Source organism: Achromobacter agilis, assembly GCF_900496965.1.
GTDB classification, from domain to species: Bacteria; Pseudomonadota; Gammaproteobacteria; order Burkholderiales; family Burkholderiaceae_B; genus Achromobacter; species Achromobacter agilis.
The window spans coordinates 109,719-134,379 of sequence record NZ_UFQB01000002.1 but is presented as its reverse complement, the minus strand read 5'-3'; the positions used below and the strand labels follow the sequence as shown (position 1 = coordinate 134,379).

At 67.5% G+C, this 24,661-nt stretch carries 21 protein-coding genes and 1 riboswitch; of the genes, 13 read left to right on the top strand and 8 right to left on the bottom strand.

Annotated elements, in window-relative coordinates:
• Nucleotides 1-4 precede the first annotated feature (4 nt).
• Complete coding sequence (locus AGI3411_RS02795; protein WP_129525898.1) at nucleotides 5-1,396, bottom strand: sensor histidine kinase; 1,392 nt, start codon at nucleotides 1,394-1,396, stop codon at nucleotides 5-7.
• Nucleotides 1,396-2,106: a response regulator transcription factor gene (locus AGI3411_RS02790; protein ID WP_129525897.1), complete on the bottom strand. Its 711-nt coding sequence runs from the start codon at nucleotides 2,104-2,106 to the stop codon at nucleotides 1,396-1,398. The genes AGI3411_RS02795 and AGI3411_RS02790 overlap by 1 nt, the downstream gene beginning before the upstream one ends.
• Before the next feature lie 211 nt (nucleotides 2,107-2,317).
• Between AGI3411_RS02790 and AGI3411_RS02785 the strand changes: the two genes are divergently transcribed.
• From AGI3411_RS02785 to AGI3411_RS02765, 5 genes are read left to right on the top strand one after another with little or no spacing between them, the layout of a single operon-like run.
• Nucleotides 2,318-4,333 carry a ligand-gated channel protein gene (locus AGI3411_RS02785; RefSeq protein WP_129525896.1) on the top strand — a complete coding sequence of 672 codons (2,016 nt, stop codon included), beginning with the start codon at nucleotides 2,318-2,320 and terminating at the stop codon, nucleotides 4,331-4,333.
• Between the two features lie 41 nt (nucleotides 4,334-4,374).
• Entirely contained in the window at nucleotides 4,375-5,325 is a 951-nt protein-coding gene (locus AGI3411_RS02780; protein ID WP_129525895.1) for a siderophore ABC transporter substrate-binding protein, read from the top strand.
• Between the two features lie 30 nt (nucleotides 5,326-5,355).
• Entirely contained in the window at nucleotides 5,356-6,345 is a 990-nt protein-coding gene (locus AGI3411_RS02775) for an ABC transporter permease (protein WP_244240236.1), read from the top strand.
• A complete protein-coding gene (locus tag AGI3411_RS02770) occupies nucleotides 6,338-7,321 on the top strand; it encodes an iron chelate uptake ABC transporter family permease subunit (RefSeq protein WP_208748007.1) in 984 nt (327 codons plus the stop codon). Before AGI3411_RS02775 ends, AGI3411_RS02770 begins: the two co-directional genes overlap by 8 nt.
• Nucleotides 7,318-8,076, top strand: coding sequence for an iron ABC transporter ATP-binding protein (locus tag AGI3411_RS02765; RefSeq protein WP_129525893.1), 759 nt, complete (start codon nucleotides 7,318-7,320; stop codon nucleotides 8,074-8,076). Before AGI3411_RS02770 ends, AGI3411_RS02765 begins: the two co-directional genes overlap by 4 nt.
• 3 nt (nucleotides 8,077-8,079) lie before the next feature.
• On the opposite strand, the gene AGI3411_RS02760 is transcribed toward AGI3411_RS02765, so the two are convergent.
• From AGI3411_RS02760 to AGI3411_RS02745, 4 genes are all read right to left on the bottom strand, one after another.
• Entirely contained in the window at nucleotides 8,080-10,191 is a 2,112-nt protein-coding gene (locus AGI3411_RS02760) for a 5'-nucleotidase C-terminal domain-containing protein (protein WP_165359044.1), read from the bottom strand.
• A gap of 85 nt (nucleotides 10,192-10,276) precedes the next feature.
• Nucleotides 10,277-11,098, bottom strand: a complete 822-nt coding sequence (gene thiM, locus AGI3411_RS02755; protein ID WP_129525892.1) for a hydroxyethylthiazole kinase — start codon at nucleotides 11,096-11,098, stop codon at nucleotides 10,277-10,279.
• A 75-nt stretch (nucleotides 11,099-11,173) separates the two neighbouring features.
• Nucleotides 11,174-11,304, bottom strand: a riboswitch (TPP riboswitch).
• Between the two features lie 52 nt (nucleotides 11,305-11,356).
• Nucleotides 11,357-11,851, bottom strand: a complete 495-nt coding sequence (locus AGI3411_RS02750; protein ID WP_129525891.1) for a MarR family winged helix-turn-helix transcriptional regulator — start codon at nucleotides 11,849-11,851, stop codon at nucleotides 11,357-11,359.
• The gene (locus tag AGI3411_RS02745; RefSeq protein WP_129525890.1) at nucleotides 11,852-12,874 is read right to left on the bottom strand and encodes an NADP-dependent oxidoreductase; all 1,023 of its coding nucleotides are present in this window, start codon (nucleotides 12,872-12,874) and stop codon (nucleotides 11,852-11,854) included. It abuts the gene before it with no gap.
• Between the two features lie 136 nt (nucleotides 12,875-13,010).
• Here AGI3411_RS02745 and AGI3411_RS02740 point away from each other — a divergent pair, with 136 nt between their 5' ends.
• From AGI3411_RS02740 to AGI3411_RS02710, 7 genes are all read left to right on the top strand, one after another.
• A complete protein-coding gene (locus tag AGI3411_RS02740; protein ID WP_129525889.1) occupies nucleotides 13,011-13,463 on the top strand; it encodes a MaoC family dehydratase in 453 nt (150 codons plus the stop codon).
• 49 nt (nucleotides 13,464-13,512) lie between these two features.
• A complete protein-coding gene (locus AGI3411_RS02735; RefSeq protein WP_129525888.1) occupies nucleotides 13,513-14,679 on the top strand; it encodes an acyl-CoA dehydrogenase family protein in 1,167 nt (388 codons plus the stop codon).
• Between the two features lie 92 nt (nucleotides 14,680-14,771).
• Nucleotides 14,772-15,977 (top strand): CaiB/BaiF CoA transferase family protein, encoded by a 1,206-nt coding sequence (locus AGI3411_RS02730; protein WP_129525887.1) that lies wholly within the window; start codon nucleotides 14,772-14,774, stop codon nucleotides 15,975-15,977.
• A gap of 1 nt (nucleotide 15,978) precedes the next feature.
• Complete coding sequence (locus AGI3411_RS02725) at nucleotides 15,979-16,752, top strand: enoyl-CoA hydratase/isomerase family protein (protein WP_129525886.1); 774 nt, start codon at nucleotides 15,979-15,981, stop codon at nucleotides 16,750-16,752.
• Between the two features lie 10 nt (nucleotides 16,753-16,762).
• Nucleotides 16,763-17,638, top strand: a complete 876-nt coding sequence (locus AGI3411_RS02720; RefSeq protein WP_129525885.1) for an HpcH/HpaI aldolase/citrate lyase family protein — start codon at nucleotides 16,763-16,765, stop codon at nucleotides 17,636-17,638.
• Nucleotides 17,639-17,725: 87 nt separating this feature from the next.
• Nucleotides 17,726-18,700, top strand: coding sequence for a Bug family tripartite tricarboxylate transporter substrate binding protein (locus tag AGI3411_RS02715; protein ID WP_129525884.1), 975 nt, complete (start codon nucleotides 17,726-17,728; stop codon nucleotides 18,698-18,700).
• A gap of 322 nt (nucleotides 18,701-19,022) precedes the next feature.
• On the top strand, nucleotides 19,023-21,419 hold the full coding sequence (locus AGI3411_RS02710) for a DNA internalization-related competence protein ComEC/Rec2 (RefSeq protein WP_244240235.1): 2,397 nt from the start codon (nucleotides 19,023-19,025) through the stop codon (nucleotides 21,417-21,419).
• Between the two features lie 88 nt (nucleotides 21,420-21,507).
• Here AGI3411_RS02710 and AGI3411_RS02705 read toward each other — a convergent pair whose 3' ends face one another.
• Together AGI3411_RS02705 and AGI3411_RS02700 are read right to left on the bottom strand one after the other, a co-directional pair.
• Nucleotides 21,508-22,749 carry a CaiB/BaiF CoA transferase family protein gene (locus AGI3411_RS02705; RefSeq protein WP_165359043.1) on the bottom strand — a complete coding sequence of 414 codons (1,242 nt, stop codon included), beginning with the start codon at nucleotides 22,747-22,749 and terminating at the stop codon, nucleotides 21,508-21,510.
• Between the two features lie 109 nt (nucleotides 22,750-22,858).
• The gene (locus AGI3411_RS02700) at nucleotides 22,859-23,818 is read right to left on the bottom strand and encodes a LysR substrate-binding domain-containing protein (RefSeq protein WP_129525881.1); all 960 of its coding nucleotides are present in this window, start codon (nucleotides 23,816-23,818) and stop codon (nucleotides 22,859-22,861) included.
• A gap of 142 nt (nucleotides 23,819-23,960) precedes the next feature.
• Between AGI3411_RS02700 and AGI3411_RS02695 the strand changes: the two genes are divergently transcribed.
• Nucleotides 23,961-24,650, top strand: a complete 690-nt coding sequence (locus AGI3411_RS02695) for a glutathione S-transferase family protein (protein WP_129525880.1) — start codon at nucleotides 23,961-23,963, stop codon at nucleotides 24,648-24,650.
• The last annotated feature ends 11 nt before the right edge of the window (nucleotides 24,651-24,661 follow it).

Below are 24,661 nucleotides of genomic sequence, written 5' to 3'. Positions count from 1 at the left end.
CGGATCAGGCGGTCAGCCGGGGCAGTTCCATGCGCACGCTCAGCCCCTGGGGCGACATATTGCGCGCCGACAGGCGGCCTTTGTGCGCGGCCACCGCGGCCTGCGCGATCGACAACCCCAGCCCGGCGCCGCTGCCGGGCTTGCGGGCGCCGCAAGCCGTACGGTAGAACGGTTCGAACAGGGCTTCCAGTTCGTCGTGGGCCACGCCCGGCCCGCGGTCTTCGATTTCCAGGCAGGCCTCGCGCGCGCTCACCAGCAGGCGTACGCGTATCGTGCTGTGCGCGGGAGCGAAGCGCAGGGCATTGCGCAGCACGTTCTCGATGGCGCTGGCCAGGCTGCAGCGGTCGCCGATGAGGGGTACGGGAGGATGCGCGTCCCAGGCGATGCCGACCTGCCGGCCGCCGGCTTCGTAGCGGGCGTCTTCGACGACGGAGGACACGACCTCGGCCAGGTCCAGCGTGTCGGTGGGCACGGGCAGGGCGCCCAGCCGGGCCAGGCGCAGCGTGTTGCCGAGCAGCAGGTCCAGGCGTTCGCATTCGCGTTCGATACGATCCAGCTGCAGGTCCTGGCGTTCGTCCCTGCGCCGCGCCAGTTCGGCCGCGAGCCGCAGCCGCGCCAGCGGCGAACGCAGTTCGTGCGCGATGTTGTGCAGCAGTTGTTCGCGGGTGTCGACCAGGGCTTTCAGGCGGTCGGCCATGGCGTTGAAGTCGCGCGCCAGCAGGCCGAGTTCGTCCTGGCGGCGGGCCAGCCTGGCCGGCGTGTGCGCGCTGAGCTGTCCGGCCGACAGGGCCTGCGTGGCGAGGCGCAGCTGCGCCAGCGGCGAGGTAACGTGGCGGGACAGGGCCCAGCAGAAGGGCGCGGTCACCGCCAACGCGAACAGCAACAGCGCCAGCGCCACCGGCGACAGTGCCAGCACCTCCCAATGCGAGGAGTCGAATGGCAGGAACAGCATCAGCAGTTCGGTTCCGTCCGGCAGCGTCAGCAACTGCGGATCCCACCAGGAGATCCGCTCGCCCGCCGCGTCGGCGGGCAGGTAATCCGCCTGTGCCTGGCGCTCGGGCGCGGCGCGGTAGGAACTCAGCCAGTCGTGCATGCGGGTGGGCAGCCGCCGGTCCAGGATGTCGGTGTCGCGGGCGTCCATGATGTAGATCTTCAGGGCCGAGTAGCGGCGGTCCATGGCCTGGACCCAACGCTCCAGGCCTGCTTCGCCCTGGGTGCGCGCGATCTGGGCGGCGTCGCGCGTCAGGCTGGCGGGATTCAGGCCGTCCAGGGAGTTGAAGCGGTACCAGGCGACCGCGGCGGTGAGCATCATGCCGCACACCAGGATGACGGCCATGGCGCCCCAGAAGGTCAGGAAGGCGCGCCAGAAGAGCGAGCGGGCGGGTAGCCAGGCCATCAGGCGCCGCCGGCCAGCACGTAGCCGAGGCCGCGCAGATTGCGGATCGACAGCATATCGGCGTGGTCCAGGCGCAGCTTCTTGCGCAGGGCGCTGATGTGGGTATCGATGCTGCGGTCGTAGCGGTCCGGCTTGCGGCCCAGCGCGTACAGGCCGATCTGGTCGCGCCCGACGACCTGCCCGGGGGTGCGCATAAGGATCTCGAGGATGCGCTGCTCCGCGCCCGTCAGCGCGATCTCTTCGCCGCCGACCCGCACCAGGCCGGTGGCCGGGTCCAGGGTCAGCGCGCCCAGCGTCAGGCAGGGGCGGCCGGCGTCCGGCGTCTCTTCGAAGCGGCGAAGCACCGCCGTGATGCGGGCCTTGAGCTCGCGCGGGCCGAAGGGCTTGGCCAGGTAGTCGTCGGCGCCGAATTCCAGGCCCAGCACGCGATCGGTCTCGCCGCCGTGGGCGGTGAACATGATGACCGGGCGGCGCGAGCGCTGCCGGTAATGCTTGAGCAGATCCAGGCCGTTGCCGTCGGGCAGCATCAGGTCCAGCAGCACCAGGTCGAAGTCGTCCTGCGCCAGCAGGGCGAGCCCCTGCGCGCCCGTGTGCGCCAGCGTGAGCCGGCAGTGATTGGGTTCCAGGTATTCGCGCAGCATCTGCGCCAGCTCGACGTCATCGTCGATCAGCAGGATGCGGCGCGTCGCCGGGGAATGGGAAAAAGGCATGCGTATCGTCGGTTCTGCACCCGGCAGTGTGGCGGATGGCCGCGGGCGGGAGTGTCAAGAAGTGCAAAGAAGATAAAAGTTGCGGAAAGCGGGTTGTCGGTCTCCGATGCGGTCCATTTTAATATGAGAATAGTTTTCATTCATATATGGAAGCGGGCAAGACGCGGCACGCGGGGTGCAGCGCAAGCCTGGGACGGGAGAAATCGGAATCATGAGCAGGAAAGATCTGGCCGGCGGCAGGCGCGCACCCGGTACGCGTACACGGCTGGCCGTGGCGCTGTGCGCGGCAGGGTTCGGGGCAGGGCCTGTATGGGCGCAGAGCGAGGGGGCCGCCAAGACGATGGAGACCGTGGTGGTGACCGCGTCGGGGTATGAACAGCAGATCCAGGATGCGCCCGCCTCGATCAGCGTCATCACCCGCGAGGACCTGGACAAGAAGTTCTATCGCGACCTGAACGACGCGCTGGTGGAAGTGCCCGGCGTCATCGTCACCGGCGGCGGCGACCGCCAGGACATCAGCCTGCGCGGCATGGGCCCGAAGTACACCTTGATCCTCATCGACGGCAAACGCCAGAATTCCCGCGAAACCCGCACCAACTCGGATTCGACGGGCGTCGAAGGCGGCTGGACGCCGCCGCTTTCCGCCATCGAACGCATCGAGGTCGTGCGCGGACCGATGTCCTCCCTGTATGGGTCGGACGCGATGGGCGGGGTGATCAACATCATCACCCGCAAGGTGCCCGATGCCTGGGGCGGCGAAATCCGCATGGACACGACGATCCAGGAGAGCAGCAAGTCGGGCGATATCTACCAGGGAAATTTCTACCTGGCCGGCCCGATCAAGACCGATCTGCTGGGCCTGCAGATCTATGGCCAGGCCACGCAGCGCGACGAAGACGACATCGTCGATGGCTTTCGCAAGCGGAATTCCGAAAGCGTGACCGCGAAGCTGGCGCTCACGCCCAACCGCGACCACGACATCGTGCTGGAAGCGACCACCATGCGGCAGAAGCTCCACGAAACGTTGGGCAAGACTGTCGCGCCGCTGGCGCCGGGCGAAGCCTGCTCGCGCAATGGATGCCCGGCGTCGTCCGACACCGACTACCGCAGCAATAAATGGGCGCTGTCGCATACCGGGCGCTGGGGCTGGGGCGTCTCGGACAGCTACGTGCAGCAGGAAGAGTTCGATAACCGCTCGCGCCAGATGAAGATCAAGAACCTGGATATTCAGACGAGCTGGTCGCTGCCGCTGGGTTCGCACATGCTGACGCTGGGCGGCAGCTACCTGAACCAGCGCCTGAACGACCAGACCGGCAACCAGCTGGCGGGCGGCCCCAGCAAGGTGGAACGCTATCAATGGGCCCTGTTCGCCGAAGACGAATGGCGCCTGACCGAAAGCTTCGCTCTCACGGCCGGCCTGCGCATGGACGAGGACGAGAACTTCGGCACGCATTTCAGCCCGCGTCTGTACGGCGTTTGGCACATGGCGGAGCGCTGGACCCTGAAGGGCGGCGTCTCCACCGGCTTTCGCGCGCCCGACCTGCGCCAGACGGTGGCCGGCTGGGGCCAGGTCAGCCGCGGCGGCAATATGTACGGCAACCCGGACCTGACGCCGGAGAAGTCGGTGACCGAGGAAATCGGCATCCTGTATGACGACGGCGAGGGCTTCAATGCCGGCCTGACCGTCTTCAACAACGACTTCAAGGACAAGATCACCCGCGTGGCGTGCCCGGCTAGCCAGTGCACGGACGGCCCCAACCAGTTTGGTTCGGACCCCACCACATACATGAACGTGGACAAGGCGAATTCGCGCGGCGTGGAAGCCAGCATGAAACTGCCGCTGTCGCGCGAATGGTCCCTGACCAGCAGCTACACGTTTACGAAGTCCGAGCAGAAGTCGGGCGAGTACAAGGGCCAGCCCCTGAACCAGCTGCCCAAGCACCTGTTCACCACCACGGTGAACTGGCAGGCGTCGGACGCGCTGCAGGCTTGGGCGCGGGTGAACTACCGCGGCAAGGAAAGCCAGCCCATCACCGGCCCGTCCTCGTCGTCGCTGGTGGCGCCTTCCTACACCTTCGTGGACCTGGGCGGCTCCTATCAGCTCAACAAGACCGTGTCGGTGTATGCGGGCATCTACAACCTGTTCGACAAACAGGTCACGTATGACGACTACGGCTACGTCGAAGACGGCCGCCGCTACTGGCTGGGCGTAGGCGTGAAGTTCTGAGACCGGCGGGCGCGCGGCGCCCGCCACATGAAGAGGTACGAATGATGAAGCAAATGCAAACCGGCCGCGCCCGTCGATGGCTCGTCCGGGCCGGGGCTGCCCTGGCACTGGGCGCCGCCGCCACGGCCGCCGCGGCACAAACGGCGGTGACGGTGAAACACGCGCGCGGCGAAACCGCCGTGCCGGCCAATCCGTCGAAGACCGTGGTGATGGACCTGGCCGTGCTGGACACCCTGCACGCGCTGGGCGTGGACGTGACGGGCGTGCCCAGCGTGGCCAAACTGCCGCCGCAGCTTGCACAGTACGGCGACCAGCGCTACCTGAAAGTGGGCACCATGTTCGAGCCCAACTATGAGGTGATCCATGCGGCCGCGCCGCAGGTCATTTTCGTGGCGGGCCGCTCCGCGCCCAAGTACGACGAGCTGGCCAAGCTGGCGCCCACCGTCGATCTGACGGTAAATGCCAAGGACCTGGTGGGCAGCGTGGCGCGCAACACGGAAACGCTCGCGAGCATCTATGGCAAGCAAACCGCCGCCAAGGAGAAACTGGACGCTCTGCGCGGCTCTATCTCGGCCTTGAACGCCAAGGCGGCCGACGCCGGCACGGCGCTGATCGTGCTGACCACCGGCGGCAAGATGAGCGCCTACGGTCCGGGTTCGCGTTTCGGCGTGATCCACGATGCCTTTGGCGTCAAGCCGGCGGCGACCGGGCTCAGCGTGTCCAATCACGGCCAGGCGATTTCGTTCGAATTCATCGCCCAGACCGACCCCGACTGGCTGCTCGTGATCGACCGCGACGCGGCCATCGGCCGCGAAGGCGTGTCGGCGCAGCGCATGCTGGACAACGAACTCGTGCGCCAGACCAAGGCCTGGAAGAACAAGCAGGTGGTCTACCTGAATGGCTACAACTGGTACCTGATGGGTAGCGCGGGCCTGACGGCCATGCAGCAGAACGTGGACGAGATCGCGCGCGCGCTGGCGGCAGGCAAGTAGCGCCGGATGCATGGAGCAGGAGCTGGGCGGGTGAGTTGGAGACAGTCGATTGGCGGTTGGGGCGGCCTGGCGGCGGTGGCGGCATTGCTGTTGCTGCTGTGCGCGGCCAGCGTCAGCCTGGGCGCGGGGCAATTGTCCTGGACCGCACTGTGGGGCGGCGAGGATGCGGAACGCGCCTGGCGCCTGCTTATGGTCAGCCGCGTGCCGCGCACACTGGCGCTCCTGCTGGCCGGCATGTCGCTGGCCGTAGCGGGCCTGATCATGCAGATGCTGGTGCGCAACCGCTACGTAGAGCCCACGACCGCGGGCACGGTTGAGTCCGCGACCCTGGGAATACTCGTCATTACCTTGGTGGCGCCGGATACGCCGGTGATCGGCAAAATGCTGACGGCGACCGGATTCGCGCTTGCCGGCACCTTGCTGTTCCTGGCGCTGCTGCGCCGCGTGCCGCTGCGTACGCCGTTCATCGTGCCGCTGATCGGGTTGATCCTGGGCGGGGTGATCCACGCGGCCACGACCTTCGTCGCGTACCGCTACGACCTGCTGCAATCGCTGCACGCCTGGACCACCGGCGATTTTTCGGGTGTGTTGCGGGGGCGCTATGAACTGCTGTGGATCGGTTTCGGCCTGGCCTGCGCGGCCTACGCGGCAGCCGACCGCTATACGGTGGCCGGCATGGGCCGCGAATTCGCCTCCAACCTGGGCCTGAACCATGCGCGGCTGACGTTGGCCGGCCTGCTGATCGTGTCGGCCATCTCTGCGGTGGTCGTCGTGACGGCCGGCGGTATTCCCTTCCTGGGCCTGATCGTGCCCAATGCCGTCAGCCTGATGCTGGGCGACAACATGCGCCGTTCCATTCCCTGGGTCGCGGCCCTGGGCGGGATCTTCGTGCTGGCCTGCGACATCATCGGCCGGCTGGTGATCCATCCCTACGAGATTCCTATCGGCACGGTGGTCGGCGTGCTGGGCAGCATCCTGTTCCTGTGGCTGCTGCGCACGCGGAGGAACCGCCTTGGCTGAGACCGCAACCCTGGCGCCCGCCGTCCGCGCGCCGCAGGCCTGGCGCCTGGGGCTGCTGGCCGCCGCGGCGCTGGCCTGCGTGGCCGCCTTCATGACTCTGGGGGCCAACGGCCAATGGTCGTTCGTGATTCCGTTCCGCGGCGCGAAGCTCGGGGCGATGCTGCTGGTCGCGTACGCGGTGGCGCTGTCGTCGGTGCTGTTCCAGACGATCACGCACAACCGCATCCTGACCCCGGCCATCATGGGCTTCGATGCCCTGTACCTGCTGATCCAGGCGGTGGTGGTGTTCGGCTTCGGGCAAGCGGCGGTGTCCGTCAATCACCCCGTGGCGGCCTTCCTGCTGGAAGTCGGCGTCATGACGGGGTTTGCCTGCCTGCTGTTTCGCTGGCTGTTCGCCGATGGCGTGCGCAGCCTGCATCTGATGATGCTGGTGGGCATCATCTTCGGGCTGCTGTTTCGCAGCCTGTCCAATTTCGTGGTCCGGCTGATCGATCCCAACGAGTTCCTGGTGCTGCAGGACCGCATGTTCGCCAGCTTCAACACCGTGCGCGTGAGCCTGCTGCCGATCGCGTTCGCGGCCGTCTGCGCGGCATCGCTGCTGGTCTGGCGCATGCGGCATCGCTACGACGTGGTGGCGCTGGGGCGCGAGATATCCATGAACCTGGGCGTGGATTACCGCCGCACGCTGATGCGGACGCTCGCGGCCATCGCGGTGCTGGTTTCCGTGTCGACGGCGCTGGTCGGCCCCGTGACCTTCTTCGGACTGCTGGTCAGCAACCTGGCCTACCAGGCCATGGGTTCCGATCGGCACCGGTACACCATTCCCGCCGCGACCCTGCTGAGCGTGATCTTCCTGGTGGGCGGCCAGACGCTGCTGGAGCGCGTGCTGGGCCTGAACACCACGGTCAGCGTGGTGATCGAATTCGTGGGCGGCGTCATGTTCCTCGTCCTGATCCTGCGCAGGGGGCGCCGATGATAGAAATCCAGCAAGTCAGCAAACAGTATGGCGACAGCGTGGTCGTCGATGGCGTCTCCTTGTCTCTGCCGGCGGGCGGCGTCACGGCCATCATCGGCCCCAACGGCGCGGGAAAATCGACGCTGTTGTCCATGGTCAGCCGCCTGCTGCCCATGTCCGCGGGCCGGGTGCTGGTCGACGGCCTGGACGTCACGAAGGCGGACAGCCGCGAACTGGCGCGCCGCCTGTCCATCCTGCGCCAGGACAATCACCTGCCGCTGCGGCTGACGGTGAAGGACCTGGTGGCGTTCGGCCGCTACCCGCATACCGGCGGCCGCCTGACGCTGGACGACAAGGACCACATCGACCGCGCCATCGCCTACCTGAACCTGGAGCCCCTGGCCGGCCGTTACCTGGACGAGATGTCCGGCGGACAGCGCCAGCGCGCCTTCGTGGCGATGGTGCTGTGCCAGGACACCCGTTACGTCCTGCTGGACGAACCGTTGAACAGCCTGGACATGAAGCATGCCGTGGCCATGATGGGCACCTTGCGGCGGGCGGCGGACGAGCTGGGCAAGACCGTGGTGCTGGTGCTGCACGATATCAATTTCGCGTCCACGTACGCGGACCGGATCGTCGCGATGCGGATGGGCCGCATCGCCCATCAGGGATCTCCGGCCGAACTGATCCGGCCGGAGGTCCTGAGCGCGCTGTATGAACTGCCGATCGAGGTGCACGAGATCGGCGGGCGGCGCATCTGCGTGTACTACCGCTAGGCCCTAGCGGCTGAGGTCTACCGCGTAGCGCGACAGCTGGGTGACCGGATCCGGCGTGGCGTCGTGCACGGAGACGTTGCCGACGCCATGCGCCGCCGCCATGGCCTGCGTGTCCGGCACCGAAGAGAACACCACCGGGCCGGCCAGGGCGCCCACCTGGGCGAAGCGCCAGCTGCGGTCCAGGCCGTAGGTCGCCAGGTCCAGGTCGGGGTGCTTCTTGATGTAGCTGATCAGCACGTCGCGGCTGGCGTCGGGCGCTTGCAGCACGATGTCGCCCTTGCCGCCGGCCAGGCCGGGGAAATCGCCGCCGCCGCTGGCGCGGTAGTTGTTGGTGACCACCAGGAACTGCGCGGCCGGATCCAGCGGGGCGCCCTGGTACGTCAGCTTCGTGATGCGCGAGCCCTTGGGTCTGGTCACGTCGATTTCGTACTGCAGGGCGTTGCCGGCGGCGTAGAGCACGTCGAAGTTGAAGGTCGGGAAGCTCGTGTCGACCAAGTCCTGCGGCGCGACCTGGCCGGGGTCGATCTGCCGGAACTGCTCGGCGGTCTTTTCCAGCCATTGCCGCACGATATCGCCGCTGACCCGGACCACTTGCAGCGTGTTGGGGTACAGGTAGAGATCGGCGGCATTGTTGATGGCGATGTTGCCCTGCTTCACGTAGGTGAAATCGCCCGGGCCGTTGCGCCCGCCCTTGAAGGGCGCGGCGGCCGACAGGACGGGCAGGCCCGCATAGGTTGGCTTGTTCTTGGCGACGTAGTCGGCCAGGTAGTCGATCTGCGCCATGTTCACGATCTGCAACGCCGACACGTCGCCCGCCAGCGCGTAGTAGGTCGCCATATCGAACTGGCTCTGGCCGATGGGCGTCTTGACGTAGGCGATGGTGGCCGCGTGCTCGGCCTGCACCAGTTGCTGGGCGGCGGCGTCGGGCTCGACGTAGGTGGCGGGCGTGGCGCCGTCCTGCACGGTCAGACGTGTGGAGATGCGCTGCACGCGCGTGGCGTCCTTCTGCACCTGCCAGCCCTTGTCGTACGCAAGCTTGAGCGTGATCTGGCCCAGGTTGTTGCCCCACTGGCCGGCCTGCACGGCGGGAACGCCGTTGATGAGCCCTTTCTCCAGGTCGATGCCGGGCTGGCCCGCGAATTGCGACTTGGCATTGGCATCGGGAAACAGCAGGTGCTGGTGGCCCGTGATCAGCGCGTCGATGCCGGGCACCTGGCTCAGGTAGCCGGCGCCGTTTTCCATGGCCGGACTGTACGCGGTGAGCATGTCGATGCCGCCGTGCGCCAGCGCCACCACCAGGTCGGCGCCGGCCGCCCGCAACTCGGGCACGTAGCGCTGCGCCGACTCCTTCCAGCCCGCGACCTCCACATGGCCTTCCAGATTGGCCTTGTCCCATTGCAGGATGGGCGGCGGCGCAAAGCCGATCACGCCCACCTTCAGCGCGACGTCGATCTGCTTGCCGTTGGGATCCGTGCCCGTGAAGGTCTTGTCCAGCACGACCCAGGGTTTGAAGATGGGCTGCTTGCTAGCGGCCGAGATGACGTTGGCGGAAACAATGGGGAAGCCGGGTGCTGCGCAGTCCTTGGCGCCGGCGGGGTTGCTCTGCGCCGTGCCCTTGCCGATGCCGGCCAGCCCCAGGTCCGTATTCGTGACCTGCGACAGGAAGGGCAGGCCGTAGTTGAACTCGTGGTTGCCCAGCGTGGCCGCGTCATAGGCCAGCAGCTTCATCTGCTTGTAGATCGCCAGCATGTCGCTGCATTGCACCGGCGCCACCAGGGCCTGGTAGTCGGACAAGGCGGTGCCCTGGAGGGTGTCGCCGTTGTCGAACAGCAGGGTGTTGGCGTTCTGCTTGCGCGCATTGGCGATCAGCGTGGCCGTGCGGTCCAAGCCGTAGCTCTTGTCTTCGGCCAGCTTGTAGTAGTCGTAACCCAGCACGTTGGCGTGCAGGTCCGTGGTGCCCAGGATGGCCACGTCCAGCGTGGAACCTGCCGGCACGCCGGCGGCCGGCGGTGTGTCGGGCGTGTCGTCGTCATCGTCGCCGCCGCAGGCGGCCAGGCTCGTCAGCAGCGCGGCGCTGGCGGACAGCGCAAAGAGCTTTCCTAGATTCGGCTTCACCGTCTTTCCTCCGGGTTTGAAGGAAAGAAATTCTGGGGAAGGCGTGTGACCCGGCCGTGACACGGGCCATGCGCGTTGCTAGGCCCTAGCGCAGCGGCGATGCGTGCGTGAGGCTGTCGGCTTCCAGGCAAGCCAGCGCATCCAGGAAACGCCATGCGAACGAACCCGGCCCTTCGGCCAGGACGCCCGCGCGCTGGCCGGCGATCGCGAAGCACGACAGGGCGGCCACGGCGGCGGCATAGGGATCGGCGCGCGACACGGCGGCGAATGCGCCGACCGTGGCGGTCAGCGCGCAGCCGGTCGCGGTTACGCGCGGCATCAGCGCGGAGCCGCCCGCGATGCGCACAGAGCGCGAGCCGTCCGTCACGAAGTCCACCTCGCCGGTGACGGCCACCACCGTGCCGCGCGCCGCAGCGATGGCGTTGGCGGACTGCTCGGCCTGGGCCACCGCATTGCCCGAGTCCACACCCTTGCCGGCGCTTTGCCCGCCAGCCAGCGCGATGATCTCCGAGGCATTGCCGCGGATGATGGCGGGCCGCAGGTCCATCAGGCGCCGCACCGCATCGCGGCGGAAGGCGGTGGCGTGATGCGCCACCGGGTCCAGCACCCAGGGCGTGCCGGCCCGGCCGGCGGACTCCGCCGTCGATAGCATGCTTTCGAGCCACGGCGCGGACAGCGTTCCGATGTTGATCACGACCGCGCCGCTCACGCGGGCGAATGCCGGCGCCTCCTCGGCGGCATGGACCATGGCGGGCGACGCGCCCATCGCCAGCAGCACGTTGGCTGCGTAGTTCATCGATACGAAATTGGTCAGGCACTGCACCAGCGGCGCGTCGCGGCGCACGGCCTCCAGCAGGTCTTGGGAAATCCGGGCCTGGGCGGCGGGGGAGAGGGGGCGGGCTTGCATGCCGGGCGGTCCTTGCAGGAAGAACGCGCTGGCGGGGAAGGGCCGGCGGTACGCGGCGCCCGTGAGGCGACGACGCTTGCGGCCGTTGCACCGTCCCTACGCCAGCGTTATCTGGATCAGGTTCGACGGGTCGCCGTGCACTGCGGGTCTTGGCAGGCCCGCCAACGGATTCTCAGCTTCTTGCCGAAGCTCCCCGGGTGGATGCGTTTATGTTCGGAGTGTGGACGGGGCTTGTCAAGTTCCGGGGCGGGCGCGGCGTCAGGCCCGCACGGTATCGAAGGCCAGCAGGTTGCGCTTGACGAGGCTCAGCATGTCGGCCAGCTGGTGACGCTGTTCCACGGTCAGCCCCTGCAGGATGGCTTCGCTCATGGCGTCGCTCTTGACGCGCATGCGTTCGATCATGGCGCGGCCCTCCGGCGTCAAGAGCACCAGTTTGGTCCGCCTGTCCTGCTCGTCCGAGCCCCTGCGCACGAAGCCCAGCGCTTCCAGGCGGTCGACCAGGCCGCCAAGCGCGGCGCGGCCCAGGTCCAGCACATCGGCCAGGTCGCTTTGCGACATGCCGTCGTGCCGCGACAGGTGAGCCATGACCCACCACTGCGATCGGGTGATGCCTTCGGGTTTCATGACCTCGTCGAACACCTTGCGCCGCAGCCTGGACACGTCGTGCATCAGGAAGCCCAGCCGCTGGTCCCAATTTTCCGGCGCGACGCTCTTGGGCGGCGCGTCCTTGCTTACCGCAGCCTTGTTGGCCATTCAGACTTCCTCCAGCCGGATCAGGCGCTTGCCCATGTTCTTGCCTTCATAGAGATCGGCGATGGATCCCGGCGCGGCTTCGATGCCGTCCAGGATTTCCTCGCGGAAGCGCAGTTTGCGCTGGCGCACCAATGGCGCCAGCGCGGCGATGGCTTCCTCGTAGCGGTGCTCATAGTCCCACACCAAAAAGCCCTGCATGCGCGCCGCCTTGTTGAGCAGGTGGCGTTCGACGCGCGGACCGGTGGGCCAGGGATCCCAGCTGGCCACGGACGCGGTGCCGCAGATGACGATGCGCGCGTGCCGGTTGATCAGGGGAATCACGGTATCGCTGATGCGCCCGGCGGTGTTGTCGAAGTAGACGTCCACGCCGTCCGGGCAGGCATCGGCCAGGGCCTGCGCCAGCTCGGGCGAATGGTAATCCACCGCGGCGTCGAAGCCGAATGCTTCCACGCAGAGGCGCGTCTTGGCTTCGCCGCCCGCGATGCCTACGGCTCTGCATCCGTGATGCAGGGCGAGCTGCCCGACGACCGAGCCGACCGCGCCCGCGGCGGTGGAGACGACGACGGTCTGTCCGGCCCGGGGTTCGCCGCAGGCATTGAGCGCGAAGTAGGCCGTGACGCCGTTCAGTCCAAGCACGCCCAGCGATAGGGACAAGGGCAGATCGGTTTCCAGCACGCGCCGCCGGATCGCCTGCCCGTCGGTGACGGCGTAGTCCTGCCAGCCCAGCATGCCCATTACCAGGCTGCCTTCGGGATAGCGCGGATTGCGCGAGGCGACGACGCGTCCGGCCGCGAACGAGCGCATGACCTCGCCGATCGCCACCGGATCCGAGTAGTTGGCGGCGGCGTTGACCCAGCCGCGCATGGCCGGATCCACCGACAGGTACAGATTCCTGACCAGGATTTCGCCTTCCTTCGGTTCCGGCACGGCCGAGGTGCGGATCTCGAAGTGCGAGGCCTGCGGAATGCCCAAAGGCCTTTCTTTCAGTACGACCTGCCGATTCACCAGATTCCCGGTCCGCATTGCTCGTCTCCTTGGGGTTGTTCCCAATATTGTATGGAAGCATACAGTATGTTAGCGTTCATTTTAGCGCGATGGGCCAGGATGTCCATGGCCGGGCAGGGCGGCAGCCCCGCGGCGCGGCACCAAGGAGACGACGATGGCAGGGCTGTACTTTGAGCAGTTCCAGGTCGGACAACGCTTTCGGCATGACGTGCGGCGTACGGTCACCGAGGCTGACAACGTGTTCTTTTCGTGCCTGACCATGAATCCCGCCGCGATCCATCTGGATGCGGAATACGCCAAGTCCACCGAGTTCGGCCGTCCCCTGATCAATAGCGCGTTCACCCTCGGCCTCATGGTCGGCATATCGGTGGGCGACACCACGCACGGCACCACCGTGGGCAATCTCGGGTGGGACGAGGTGCGCTTCCCCGGTCCCGTGTTCGCCGGCGACACCCTGCGGGTGGAGTCGGAAGTGCTGGAACTGCGCGACAGCCGTTCGCGGCCGAAGAACGGCATCGTCGTGTTCGGCCATCGCGCCTACAACCAGCGCGGCGAACTGGTCGCCAGTTGCCGCCGCGTGGCGCTGATGCTGCGGCAGGCCGCCTGAAGCCGCCCGCGGGCTTCCCCCGATTGTTCCCTTACCAGAAAGGCCATCCATGGATTTCGCGCTTACCGAGGAGCAGACCGCCATCCGTCACGCCGTGCAAGACCTGTGCGCGGGATTCGACGATGACTACTGGACCCGCAAGGACAAGGAAGGAGGATTCCCCGAGGACTTCTACCGCGCCATGGCGGGCGCCGGCTGGCTGGGCGTGGCCATGCCGGCCGAGTACGGCGGCGCCGGCCTGGGCATACAGGAAGCCGCGCTGATGATGGAGACGGTTGCGGCTTCCGGAGCCGGCATGGCCGGGGCGTCCTCCATCCACATGAACGTTTTCGGGTTGCACCCCGTGGTGGTGCACGGCAGCGATGCGCAACGCGCCCGCTGGTTGCCGCCCATCATCAGCGGCGAGCAGAAGGCCTGTTTTGGCGTGACCGAGCCCAACACGGGGCTCAATACGCTCAAGCTGCGCACCCTGGCCGTGTGCCGTGGCGACCGCTATGTGGTCAATGGCCAGAAGATCTGGATCTCTACGGCGCAGGTCGCCAACAAGATTCTGCTGCTGGCGCGCACGACGCCGCTGGACCAGGTGACCGCGCCGACGCAGGGTCTCAGCCTCTTTTACACAGACCTGGACCGCAGCCGCGTCAGTGTGCGCGAAATCGAAAAACTGGGGCGCAAGGCGGTCGATTCCAACGAACTGTTCATCGACGGCCTGGAGGTGCCGGTCGCAGACCGCATCGGCGAGGAAGGCGAGGGCTTTTCGTACATCCTGCACGGCCTGAACCCCGAGCGTGTCCTGCTGGCGGCCGAGGCCACCGGGCTGGGGAGGGCGGGCCTGCGCCGGGCGGCCGCCTACGCGGGCGAGCGGATCGTGTTCGACCGCCCCATCGGACAGAACCAGGGTGTGCAGCATCCCCTGGCCGAGCGCTGGGTGGAGCTGGAGGCGGCCGAACTGCTGTACCGCCGCGCCGCCTGGCTGTACGACCAGGGACTGCCCTGCGGCGCCGAGGCCAACGCGGCCAAGTTTTTCTGCGCCGAGGCGGGGTTCCGCGCCTGCGAGACGGCCGTGCTGACGCATGGCGGCATGGGCTATGCAAAGGAATACCACGTGGAACGCTACTTCCGCGAAGCCATGCTGCCGCGCATTGCACCGATCTCGCCGCAATTGATTCTTTGCTACATCGCCGAAAAGGTATTGGGCCTGCCCAAATCGTATTGAGGAGACAAGCATGCGGGCCATGATTCAAACCAAGGGCGGCGACTACGCCGCCTTTTGAGCGCCGCGAGGCGCGTACGTGGGAGACGGATGCAATGGATGCCTTGCAAGGATTGAGGGTGGTGGATTTTTCCAAGGTGCTGGCCGGGCCCTTGTGCACGCAGTATCTGGGCGACATGGGCGCAGAGGTGATCAAGGTAGAACCGCCCAAGGGGGACGATACCCGCCGCTGGCCGCCGTTCAGGAAGGAGGACGGCACGGTGTTCCTGAGCGTGAACCGCAACAAGCGCAGCGTGGCGCTGGATCTGAAATCGCCAGAGGGCCGCGACGCCGCGCAGCGGCTGATCGCCACAGCCGACATCGTGGTCGAGAGCTTCGGCCCAGGCGTGGCGGCCCGCCTGGGCATCGATTACGACAGCGCGGCCGCGCTGCGGCCCGACGTGGTGTATTGCAGCATTTCCGGCTTCGGCAGCAAAGGGCCGTTGAACAGGGGGAAGGGCTACGACGTCATCCTGCAGGCATTCTGCGGCATGATGTCCATCACCGGCGAAGAAGACGGGCCGGCGATACGCAGTCCGATCTCGCCCATCGACCAGGCCACGGGCATGCATGCCGCGACCGGCATCCTGGCCGCGGTGGTGCGCAGGCTGCGCACCGGGAAAGGCTGCAAGGTCGAGGCTTCGCTGTTCGATACGGCGGTCGGCTTCATGGGCTATGTGATGCAGAGCTACTGGGAGCGCGGCAGCGAGCCGCGCCGCTGGGGGTCGGCCCATGAGTCCCTGTGCCCCTACCAGGTATTCGAGGCCAGCGACCGTCCCTTGCTGCTGGGGGTGGCGAATGATTCGCTGTGGCGGGCCTTCTGCGGCGAGGCGGGCAGGCCCGAACTGGCGGACGATCCGCGCTACGCGACCAATGCCGACCGGGTGCGCAATCGTCCTGACGTGCTGGCGCTGGTGTCGGAGATCATGCGCGGGGACGGCCGCGATGCCTGGATTCAGCGGCTGGCGCGCGCGGGCATTCCCTGCGCGCCGATCCAGGGGGTGGGCGAGGTGCTGGCGCACGAGCACATGGCCGCCAGCGAAATGATCCATCGCTTTGCCGATTCCGAGCATGGCGAGCTGAATGTGGTGGCGCAGCCGCTGCGCTTCGATGGCCAGCGGCCCAGGCCCGCGTCGCCGCCGCCCCGGGTCGGCGAGCACACGAAGCAGGTGCTGGCGGAACTGGGCTATGACGAGGCGGCCATCCGCCGCTGCCTGGACGCGCTGGCGCCCCAGGCGGGGCCGGCGGCGGAGGTGGCCTGACATGTCCATCGATTTCCACGATCAGGACGGCGTGGCGCTGATCACCATCAACCGCCCCGAGAAAAGCAATGCGCTGGACCACGAGCACTATGAGGCGCTGTCCGAGGCCTGGCGCCGCGTGCGCGACGACGATGCGATCCGCGTGGCCGTGATCACCGGAGCGGGCGAACGCAGCTTTTGCGCGGGCGCGGATCTGAAGTCGTTCGTTGGCGCGCCGCCCAGTCTGGCGGCGCTGATGCACACGCAGCAGGGGCAGTTGCTGAACCGGGGCCTCGAAGTCTGGAAGCCCGTCGTGGCCGCCGTGAACGGCCACTGCCTGGGCGGAGGCATGACGCTGCTGCTGGCCACCGACCTGCGCGTATGCGTGCCCACGGCCACTTTCGGCCTGACGGAGGTGCGGCGCGGCGTTTTTCCCGCCAACGGCGGCACCCAGCGCGTGGCCCAGCAACTGCCGCATGCCATCGCCATGGAAATGCTGCTGCTGGGCGACGCCTTCGATGCCGACGCCGCCAGCCGCTGGGGCCTGGTGAACCGGGTGGTGCCGCGCGAGGAACTGTTGCCGGCGGCGATGGCGTATGCGCGCAGGCTTGCCGCCAACGCGCCGCTTGCGGTGCAGGCCGCCAAGGAACTGGCGCTGCGCAGCCGCGATGCCGACCTCGCCACCGGCTTGCGGATGGAACAGTTGTTCCTGCGTCTCTTGCAGGACTCGCAGGACGTCGCCGAAGGCACGCGGGCGTTCGCCGAACGCCGTGCCCCCAGATTCGAAGGACAGTGAGGAGCATGCAATGGCATTGAGATCGATGTTGTTCGTCCCCGGGGACAGTGAGCGCAAGCTGGCCAAGGCCCCCTCCGCTGGCGCCGACGCCCTGATCCTGGACCTGGAAGATGCGGTGGATGCGGCGCGGCTGCCGGCGGCGCGCGCCATCGTGCGGGACTATCTGGCGGCGCGTCCCGCGTCCGGGCCGGAACTATGGGTCCGCATCAATCCCCTGGATTCCGGCCTGGCCCTGGATGACCTGGCGGCGGTGGTGAGGGCGGGGCCCGATGCCATTCTGCTGCCCAAGGGACAGGGCGCGCAGGGCATCGTCACGCTGGACCATTACCTGACCGCGCTGGAAGCGCGCGAAGGACTGGAACCTGGCGCCATCGGGATCATGCCGGTCGCGACGGAAACCGCGGGCGCCATGTTCAATCTGGGCGGTTATGCGAATTGCAGCCCGCGGCTGCGCGGCCTGACCTGGGGCGCGGAGGACTTGGCGGCCGCCCTTGGCGCGGCGGGCAATCGGCGCGAGGACGGCGAGTACGAGTTCACCTATGAATTGGCCCGGTCGCTGTGCCTGCTGGGCGCCAACGCCGCCGGCGTGCCCGCGATCGACACAATATGGGGAAATTTCCGCGACGAAACGGGCCTGCGCAGGGATTCGGCGCGGGCGCGCCGCGCGGGGTTCACGGGCAAGATTGCGATCCATCCGGATCAGGTGGCCGCCATCAATGAGGCGTTCACGCCGGACCCGGCGGACATCGCGCGTGCGCGCCGGATTGTCCAGGCGTTCGAACAGGCGCCCGGGGTCGGCACCCTGCAGCTGGACGGCGAAATGCTGGACCGGCCCCATTTGAAGCAGGCGATGCGTATTCTGGCCAGCGTTCCGGCCGGAAATTGAACCGCCCGGGCGGGGCCGGCTGGCCTTCGCCCGGGACTTTCGGCGACCGTCCGCAGACAAGGCCGGCGCCGCTTCAAGGAGAGAGACATGATGCGTTCCTTATTCAAGCCGGCATGCGCGGCCGCGTTGCTCGCGCTGAATCTGGCCGGGCCTGCGAAGGCGGCGGATTATCCATCCCAGCCGGTGAAAATGATCACGGCATTCGGCGCGGGCAGCGCCAGCGATATCGTCGCCAGATTGATCGGCGAACGCCTGCAGGCCGCCTTGGGGCAAGCCGTGATCGTCGAGAACCGCCCCGGCGCGTCCGGCCAGATCGCCGCCGATCTGGTGGCGCGCGCCCAGCCCGACGGCTACACCATCATGCTGGCGACCAACACCACCCATTCGTCCAACCCGTACCTGTTCAAGAACCTGCGCTACGATCCGATCAAGGATTTCACGCCGTTGGTACAGGTCTGCAATTTTCCGTTCGTGCTGGCGGTCAGCGCCAAGCTGCCGATCAATAGCGTCGACGATCTGCTGCGCTACGGCCGGGCCAATCCCCAAGGCCTGAACTATGCCTACGGCAACAGCACGGGCCAGATTTCGGCCGCGTCGTTCGACAAACTGACCGGTTTGAAGGCCACGGCGGTTCCCTACAAGAGCACGCCGCAGGCCATGACGGACATCATCGGCGGGCGGGCCACCTTTATGTTCGTGGACCTGGCCTCGGCGACCGCCCATATCCAGGCCGGCACCCTGAAGGCGCTGGCGGTATCGACCGAGAAGCGCAGCGCCCTGGCGCCGAATCTGCCCAGCGTGTCGGAGGCGCTGGGCCAGCCGGGTTTCGATCTGGCGGCCTGGGTGGGGATTTTCGGGCCGGCCAAGCTGCCGCAGCCCATCGCCAAGCGCCTGGGCGACGAGCTGTACAAGATCGTGTCGTCCGAGGAAATCAAGGGCAAGCTGGTGCAGCTGGGGGCTGAACCCATGCCGGCTCCGGCGTCGGCGTTCGGGCCTTTCGTGGTGCAGCAGGAAAAGGTCTGGGGCGACAAGGTCAGGCAGGCGGGGATTCAGGCCGAATGACGCGGTGGACGGCCGGCATGACCGGTTTGCGGCCGTAGCGATCGGACAGCGCTCCGGTACTCGGAATGGCGACGATCAGGGCCAGCAGCCCGATGGATTGCGCCGTGCTCCCGGACAAGGCGCGCCGCGCCGGCCACGGCCGCATTCATCGAACTTCCGGACCTGGACGTCGTCCAGCACTGGGGAAGGCGATGGTCTGACTGCCGCGTTCACCCGAGGCGGATAAAACCGCCCCGGTTGCGGTCCGCGGCACCGCGCGTCGGCCTACGCTTTCCTGTTTCGGGAGGCGCATATCACAGGCCGTTTTTTCTGCATCGCGTTCGTGGCGGGCTCGGGGCTGGTCCAGGTGGCGCCGCGCCTGCCGGGGGCCGGTGCGGCGTGGCTATTGGCGGGCGCCTGCCTGCTGGCGCTTGCCGCTTTACCGCGCTTGCGGCCCGGCGGCGCGAAGGCTGGCTCGGCCTTGGCGCTGGGCTTGTGCGCAGGGCTGCTCAATGCCGGCTTACAGGCGCAATGGCGGCTGGACGATGCGCTGGCGGACGAGCACCACGATGCCGTATCCCGGCTTGTGCTGCGCATCGCCGAATTGCCGGATGGCGACGCGCGCGGGCAGCGCTTCGTGGCTGAACTGGACGAACCCGCCGGGCCGGGCATCCCGTCCCGGCTCCAGGTCGCCTGGCAGGTGGCGCCGGGCGCGCAGGGCGGGATGCCGGTGCTGGTGCCCGGGCAGGTCTGGCGGATGGCGCTGGTGTTGCGGCGTCCGCACGGGTTGCTGAACCCCGCCGGCCCGGATGCGGAGGGCCGCTACTTCGCGCGGGGCGTGCGCGCGGTGGGAACGGTGCGGGGGCAGCCCCGGTTGCTGGCCGACAGGCCGTGGGCAACGCCGGGCGTGGCGATCGAACGCGCGCGCCACCATGTCAGGGAGGGTCTGCGCGCGGCCCTGGGCGAGCACCGCTACGCGCCGGTGCTGATCGCGCTGGCCATCGGCGACCAGGCGGGCGTGGCGCGCGAGGATTGGCGGCTGTTCAACCGCAGCGGCATCACGCATCTCGTGTCGATCAGCGGCATGCACGTCACGTCGATCGCGGGGATCGCGGGCCTGCTGGTGGCGGCCGTGTGGCGGCGGGCGCGCTGGCGCGGCGTGGGGCTGGCGGAGCATGCGCCCGCGCGCGTGGCGGGCGGGGCCGCCGCCGCGGCCGTCGCGCTGCTGTATTGCCTGCTGGCTGGTTGGGGCGTGCCGGCGCGCCGCACGTTCTTCATGCTGTCGGTGGTGCTGGCGGCGTCCGTTTCGCGCTTGCCCGTATCGGCGGACCGGGTATTGGCTTGCGCGGCCGCGGTGGTGGTGGCGCTGGACCCGTGGGCGCCGGTGGCGCCGGGGTTCTGGCTGTCGTTCGGCGCGGTGGCCGTGCTGCTGCGCATCGCCGATGCGCCCTTCGACGCGGAGGCCGGCTGGCGGGCGCGCTGGGCCGCGCGCCTGGCCCAGGCGACGCGCTTGCAGCTGATGGTCACGCTGGGCCTCACGCCGCTGCTGGCATTCCTGGTGCAGCAGGTGTCGCTGGGATCGCCCCTGGCCAACGCCGTGGCGATCCCGGCCGTGACGTTCGTCGTGACGCCGCTGGCGTTATTGTGCGCGGCCTTGTCGGTGGCGCCTGGCGCGAGCGCCCTGGCGGCGCTCGCGGGAAGGACGGGGCTGCATGCCTTCGACCTGACCATGGCGCCGGTCGCCTGGGTGGGCAATGCCGAATGGTCCAGCTTTGCGGTCGCGGCGGCGCCGTGGCCCTGGCTGGCCCTTGCGGTGGCGGGCATGGCCTGGGCGCTGCAGGCGCGCGGATGGCCGGGGCGGCAATGGGGCTGGGCATGCATGCTGCCGCTGCTGTTCTGGCGTCCCGACAGGCCGGAGGCGGGCTACTGGCGCATGAGCGCCCTGGATGTGGGGCAGGGCAGCGCCATCCTGGTGGAGACGGCCAGCCAGGCCTTGCTGTTCGACGCCGGTCCGCGCCACTACGGCGGCAGCGATGCGGGCGAGCGGGTGGTCGCGCCCTTTCTGCAGGCGCGCGGCATCCGGCAGCTGGACGTGCTGGTCCTCTCGCACGCCGACGCGGATCACGTCGGCGGCGCCCGCGCGGTGCTGGCGGCGGTGCCGGTGCTGCGCAGCCATGCCTCTTTCGACCTGGAAGCGTTCCTGCGGCGCGACGCCCGCATGTGGCCGGACGCGGCCAGCCCGGCTCCGCCGCGCGACATGCAGCGATGCCGGCGCGGGCGCCAATGGGAGGTGGATGGCGTGATGTTCACGTTCCTGCATCCGGCGCGCGACGGCAGCGGGGCGGTGGAAGACCGCAACGCGGACAGCTGCGTGCTGCGCGTGCAAGGCGCGAGCCATTCGCTGCTGCTCACCGGGGACGTGGGCGTGGCGCAGGAGCGCGAACTGGCCGCGGCCGGGCTTCCCGCGACGGACGTGGTGCTGGCCCCGCACCACGGCTCGGCATCCTCCTCGGGGCGGGACCTGGTGGCCGCCACCGCCGCCGGCCATGCGATAGCGCAGGCGGGCCACCTGAACCGCTTCCGCCACCCGGCCCGCGCGGTGGAACTGCGATGGCGGCGCGCCGGCGCGGCCTTCTGGCGCAGCGACCGCGACGGCGCGGTGATCGCGCAGTCAGGCCCCGGTGGGTTGGAGATATGGGCGGAGCGGGACCGCGGGCGGCGGTATTGGCATGGGCGCTGAGGCGCCGCCGCCTGCCGCATTCGCGTTCGGATTGGGTTCGAGAGGCCGCGGGCGCGGGGCGCTCCCGCGGCCTGAGTTCGAGTGACGCTCAGGGCGCGGAGATGATGCCGCGCCGGGCCATGGCATCGACGTCATGAGCCGAAAAGCCGCCAAGATTCATGAGGACCTCCCGGCTGTGCTGGCCAGGAAGCGGGGCAGGCGTGTCGTACGCTGCCTTGCTGGCGCTGAACTTGATCGGGAACCCTGGGCCCTTCGCTTCCACGGTGGCTTGCGCCAACGGATTCCAGAGGGGCATCATCATGTCGCGGTCTTTCAGTTGCGCCCACTCCATGACCTCGCCGATTTCGCGCACCGGGCTGCAGGGCACTTTGACCTCGTTCAGGCGCCGCAGCACCTCGGCGGATTCCAATGGTTCGGTCCAACTCGACATCAGGCTGTCTACCGTGGCATTGTTGGCCAGGCGCCAGGAAAGGCTGTTGATCTGTGGGTTCTCCGCCAGGTCTTCCCGGCCCATCGCGCGCAAAAGCGCGTTCCAGTCGTCCTGCGTGGCGGCGCCGGCCACGACCCACCCGTCCCGCGTGCGATAAGCGTTGAAAGGCGAAAACCGCATGATTCGATTCCCCTGGCGCAGCGGCAACCCCAGCGATCGATAGCAGTCGAAAGGTTCATCGAACATCAGGGCAAACAGGCAGTCGGCCATCGAGACGTCGACCGATTGCCCCTCGCCCGTGCGGTTGCGGTGCAGAAGGGCGGCGAGAATGCCCGTGGCCGCGAACGTTCCGGCGATGGCGTCGGAGAGCGGGGACCCGGCCTTGGCGGGCGGGGCGTCGGGCTGCCCGGTGACGCTCATCATGCCCACGGCAGCCTGGACCATGAGATCGTAGGCCTTGAGATTGCGTTCAGGGCCCGTTGAGCCATAGCCCGTCAGAGAGCAATGAACGATCCCGGGATTGGCCTCCCGCAGGGTCTCGTAGCCGATGCCCAGGCGATCGGCGACGCCCGCGCTGAAGTTGTCGATCACCACGTCGGCGGACCGGACCAGTTTCATGAAGGCCGCGCGCCCCTCCGGGGCTTTCAGATTCAGGCCGACCGATTTCTTTCCGCGCGCACGCTTCAGGTACGCGATGCCCATATCGGCTTGCGTCTTGCGGTGGAACGACACGCCCTCCGGGCCGGCAAACGGAGGAGAAAACGTGGTTGGGTCGCCGGTGGCGGGATCATCGATCTTGATCACTTCGGCGCCCAGCCCGGCCAGGAACAACGTGGCCTGGGGGCCCGAGAAGAAACGGGTCAAATCGAGCACCACGGTCCCTGTCAGTATCTTTTCCATAAGCTCCACCTGGACTGTCATTGGTTGCCAGTCTAAGCAGAACGCGTGGCGGGGACGTCATAGGACTTTCGGCTGGGGGCATACCCAAAAACGATTGCTCCTGGCCGCCTCACAGAAGGCGTGCCCCTGCCCACCGGCCGGAAGCGACCAGGTCGCGCACCAATTCCGGGATCAGGCCGCCAATGACTTCGGCCGCGGCGCCCATGCCCAGCACGTCCGAATTGCACAACGACAACCGTCTGCGCAGCGGCGGTTCGTCCACCGGGCGCACGGACAGTTTTTCCCGAACGCCCGCGCCCACAAGGGCCGACAGCGACAGGATCGTGGCTGCCTGCCCGCTCTCGACGATGGACTGGATCGTCGAGAGGGAATCAAGCTCCATCATGACCGACGGAGCGAGGCCGGCTTCGGCAAAGCGGCGTTCGATGATCTGGCGCGTTACGTTCGCGCTTCCCGGCAGGACCAGGGGTACGCTTGCGGCTTCCTTTAAAACCACCGTCGACGAGTCGTTCCCGCCTTTTGACGGCGCCGCCAGAAGATAAAGATCTTCGTCGATCAAGGGGATCCATTGGATGTTCGCGCCCCGCTGGATCTCCTTGGCGGGCGAACTCGTTGCGGGGACCGCTTCGAACAGGAGCGACATTTCCAGGCGGCCTGTGGCGACGAGCTCAAGCAGATGCCCGCTCAAGCTCTCCACGATGCGCAGCTGGATGTCCGGATATCGTTGCTGCACCGCGGCGATCAGCGGCCCCGCGAGCACGTTGGCCGCGCTGGTCGGAAGGCCAACGGAGACGGGGCCGCCCGGAAGCGCATCCGTGTTCGCCACATCGTATTTCAGTCTTTCGATCTGCCGCAGCACGGCTTGCGCGTGCAGATAGAGCGCATCGCCCGCCCGGGTCGGGCTGACGCCGCGCACGCTGCGGGAGAGCAGGCGTACGCCAAGTTCCGATTCCAGGTTCGTGATTTGGGAGCTGAGCGCGGGCTGCGCAATGTACAGGTCTTTCGCCGCCTTCGACATGCTTCCGAGTTCTACGATCCTCAAAAAATAGCGTAGCTGTCTGAGTTCCATGAGTCTCTTGCCAATTCAAAGGCGATGTCCTGCGCGGCCATAGATTCGTCATATACCGGGATCGCGATGTCCTATTGTCGCTAAAGATTCAATGTCCATACCATGGATCCCAGTCGTTGAGTTTACGTGACGGGGACCGTTGATGATCCAACTTTTCTTTTGGTCTACACCCAATGCCTACAAGGTGTCGATCCTGCTTGAAGAACTGGCCATGCCCTACGAGGTCGTGCCGGTCCACATCGGCAAAGGCGAGCAGTTCGAACCCGACTTCCTGAGCATCAGTCCGAACAACAAGGTTCCCGCGATCGTGGACGAGGAAGGGCCAGGCCAGGCGCCGATCTGCGTGTTCGAGTCGGGCGCGATTATGGTCTACCTGGCCGAGAAGGCGAAAAGCGATCTGTTTCCCGCCGATGCGCGGCGCAGGTCCGCCGTCCTGCAATGGTTGATGTTCCAGATGGGCGGCGTGGGGCCGATGCTCGGCCAGGCCCATCATTTCCGCAAATATTCGCCCGAAACCATTCCCTACGCCATAGACCGGTACACGCGCGAGGCCCATCGCCTTTACGGCGTTATCGACCGGCAGCTTTCCAGGCACGCGTACCTTGCCGGAGACGAATATTCCCTGGCCGACATCGCGACCTATCCCTGGTTGCGGCCCTACAAGTGGCAGGGCCAGGATCTGAACGAGTGGCCGAACATCAGTAGATGGTATTCGGAGGTCAGGGCCCGTCCCGCCGTCCAGCGCGGCCTGGCCGTGCTGGCCGAAAAGGTGGATCGCAGCGGCAAGCCACCGGAAGGCGAGCGCTGGAAAAACCTTTTTGGGCAGTCATGATCGATAACGGA

Bases quoted from the DNA above. Each gene is read 5' to 3' on its own strand.
- AGI3411_RS02790 (WP_129525897.1), bottom strand. From the start codon at position 2,106: ATGCCTTTTTCCCATTCCCCGGCGACGCGCCGCATCCTGCTGATCGAC.
- AGI3411_RS02740 (WP_129525889.1), top strand. From the start codon at position 13,011: ATGGCAGGGCTGTACTTTGAGCAGTTCCAGGTCGGACAACGCTTTCGG.
- AGI3411_RS02795 (WP_129525898.1), bottom strand. From the start codon at position 1,396: ATGGCCTGGCTACCCGCCCGCTCGCTCTTCTGGCGCGCCTTCCTGACC.
- AGI3411_RS02780 (WP_129525895.1), top strand. From the start codon at position 4,375: ATGATGAAGCAAATGCAAACCGGCCGCGCCCGTCGATGGCTCGTCCGG.
- AGI3411_RS02750 (WP_129525891.1), bottom strand. From the start codon at position 11,851: ATGGCCAACAAGGCTGCGGTAAGCAAGGACGCGCCGCCCAAGAGCGTC.
- AGI3411_RS02720 (WP_129525885.1), top strand. From the start codon at position 16,763: ATGGCATTGAGATCGATGTTGTTCGTCCCCGGGGACAGTGAGCGCAAG.
- AGI3411_RS02705 (WP_165359043.1), bottom strand. From the start codon at position 22,749: ATGGAAAAGATACTGACAGGGACCGTGGTGCTCGATTTGACCCGTTTC.
- AGI3411_RS02745 (WP_129525890.1), bottom strand. From the start codon at position 12,874: ATGCGGACCGGGAATCTGGTGAATCGGCAGGTCGTACTGAAAGAAAGG.
- AGI3411_RS02765 (WP_129525893.1), top strand. From the start codon at position 7,318: ATGATAGAAATCCAGCAAGTCAGCAAACAGTATGGCGACAGCGTGGTC.
- thiM (WP_129525892.1), bottom strand. From the start codon at position 11,098: ATGCAAGCCCGCCCCCTCTCCCCCGCCGCCCAGGCCCGGATTTCCCAA.
- AGI3411_RS02700 (WP_129525881.1), bottom strand. From the start codon at position 23,818: ATGGAACTCAGACAGCTACGCTATTTTTTGAGGATCGTAGAACTCGGA.
- AGI3411_RS02695 (WP_129525880.1), top strand. From the start codon at position 23,961: ATGATCCAACTTTTCTTTTGGTCTACACCCAATGCCTACAAGGTGTCG.
- AGI3411_RS02730 (WP_129525887.1), top strand. From the start codon at position 14,772: ATGGATGCCTTGCAAGGATTGAGGGTGGTGGATTTTTCCAAGGTGCTG.
- AGI3411_RS02735 (WP_129525888.1), top strand. From the start codon at position 13,513: ATGGATTTCGCGCTTACCGAGGAGCAGACCGCCATCCGTCACGCCGTG.
- AGI3411_RS02725 (WP_129525886.1), top strand. From the start codon at position 15,979: ATGTCCATCGATTTCCACGATCAGGACGGCGTGGCGCTGATCACCATC.
- AGI3411_RS02785 (WP_129525896.1), top strand. From the start codon at position 2,318: ATGAGCAGGAAAGATCTGGCCGGCGGCAGGCGCGCACCCGGTACGCGT.
- AGI3411_RS02715 (WP_129525884.1), top strand. From the start codon at position 17,726: ATGATGCGTTCCTTATTCAAGCCGGCATGCGCGGCCGCGTTGCTCGCG.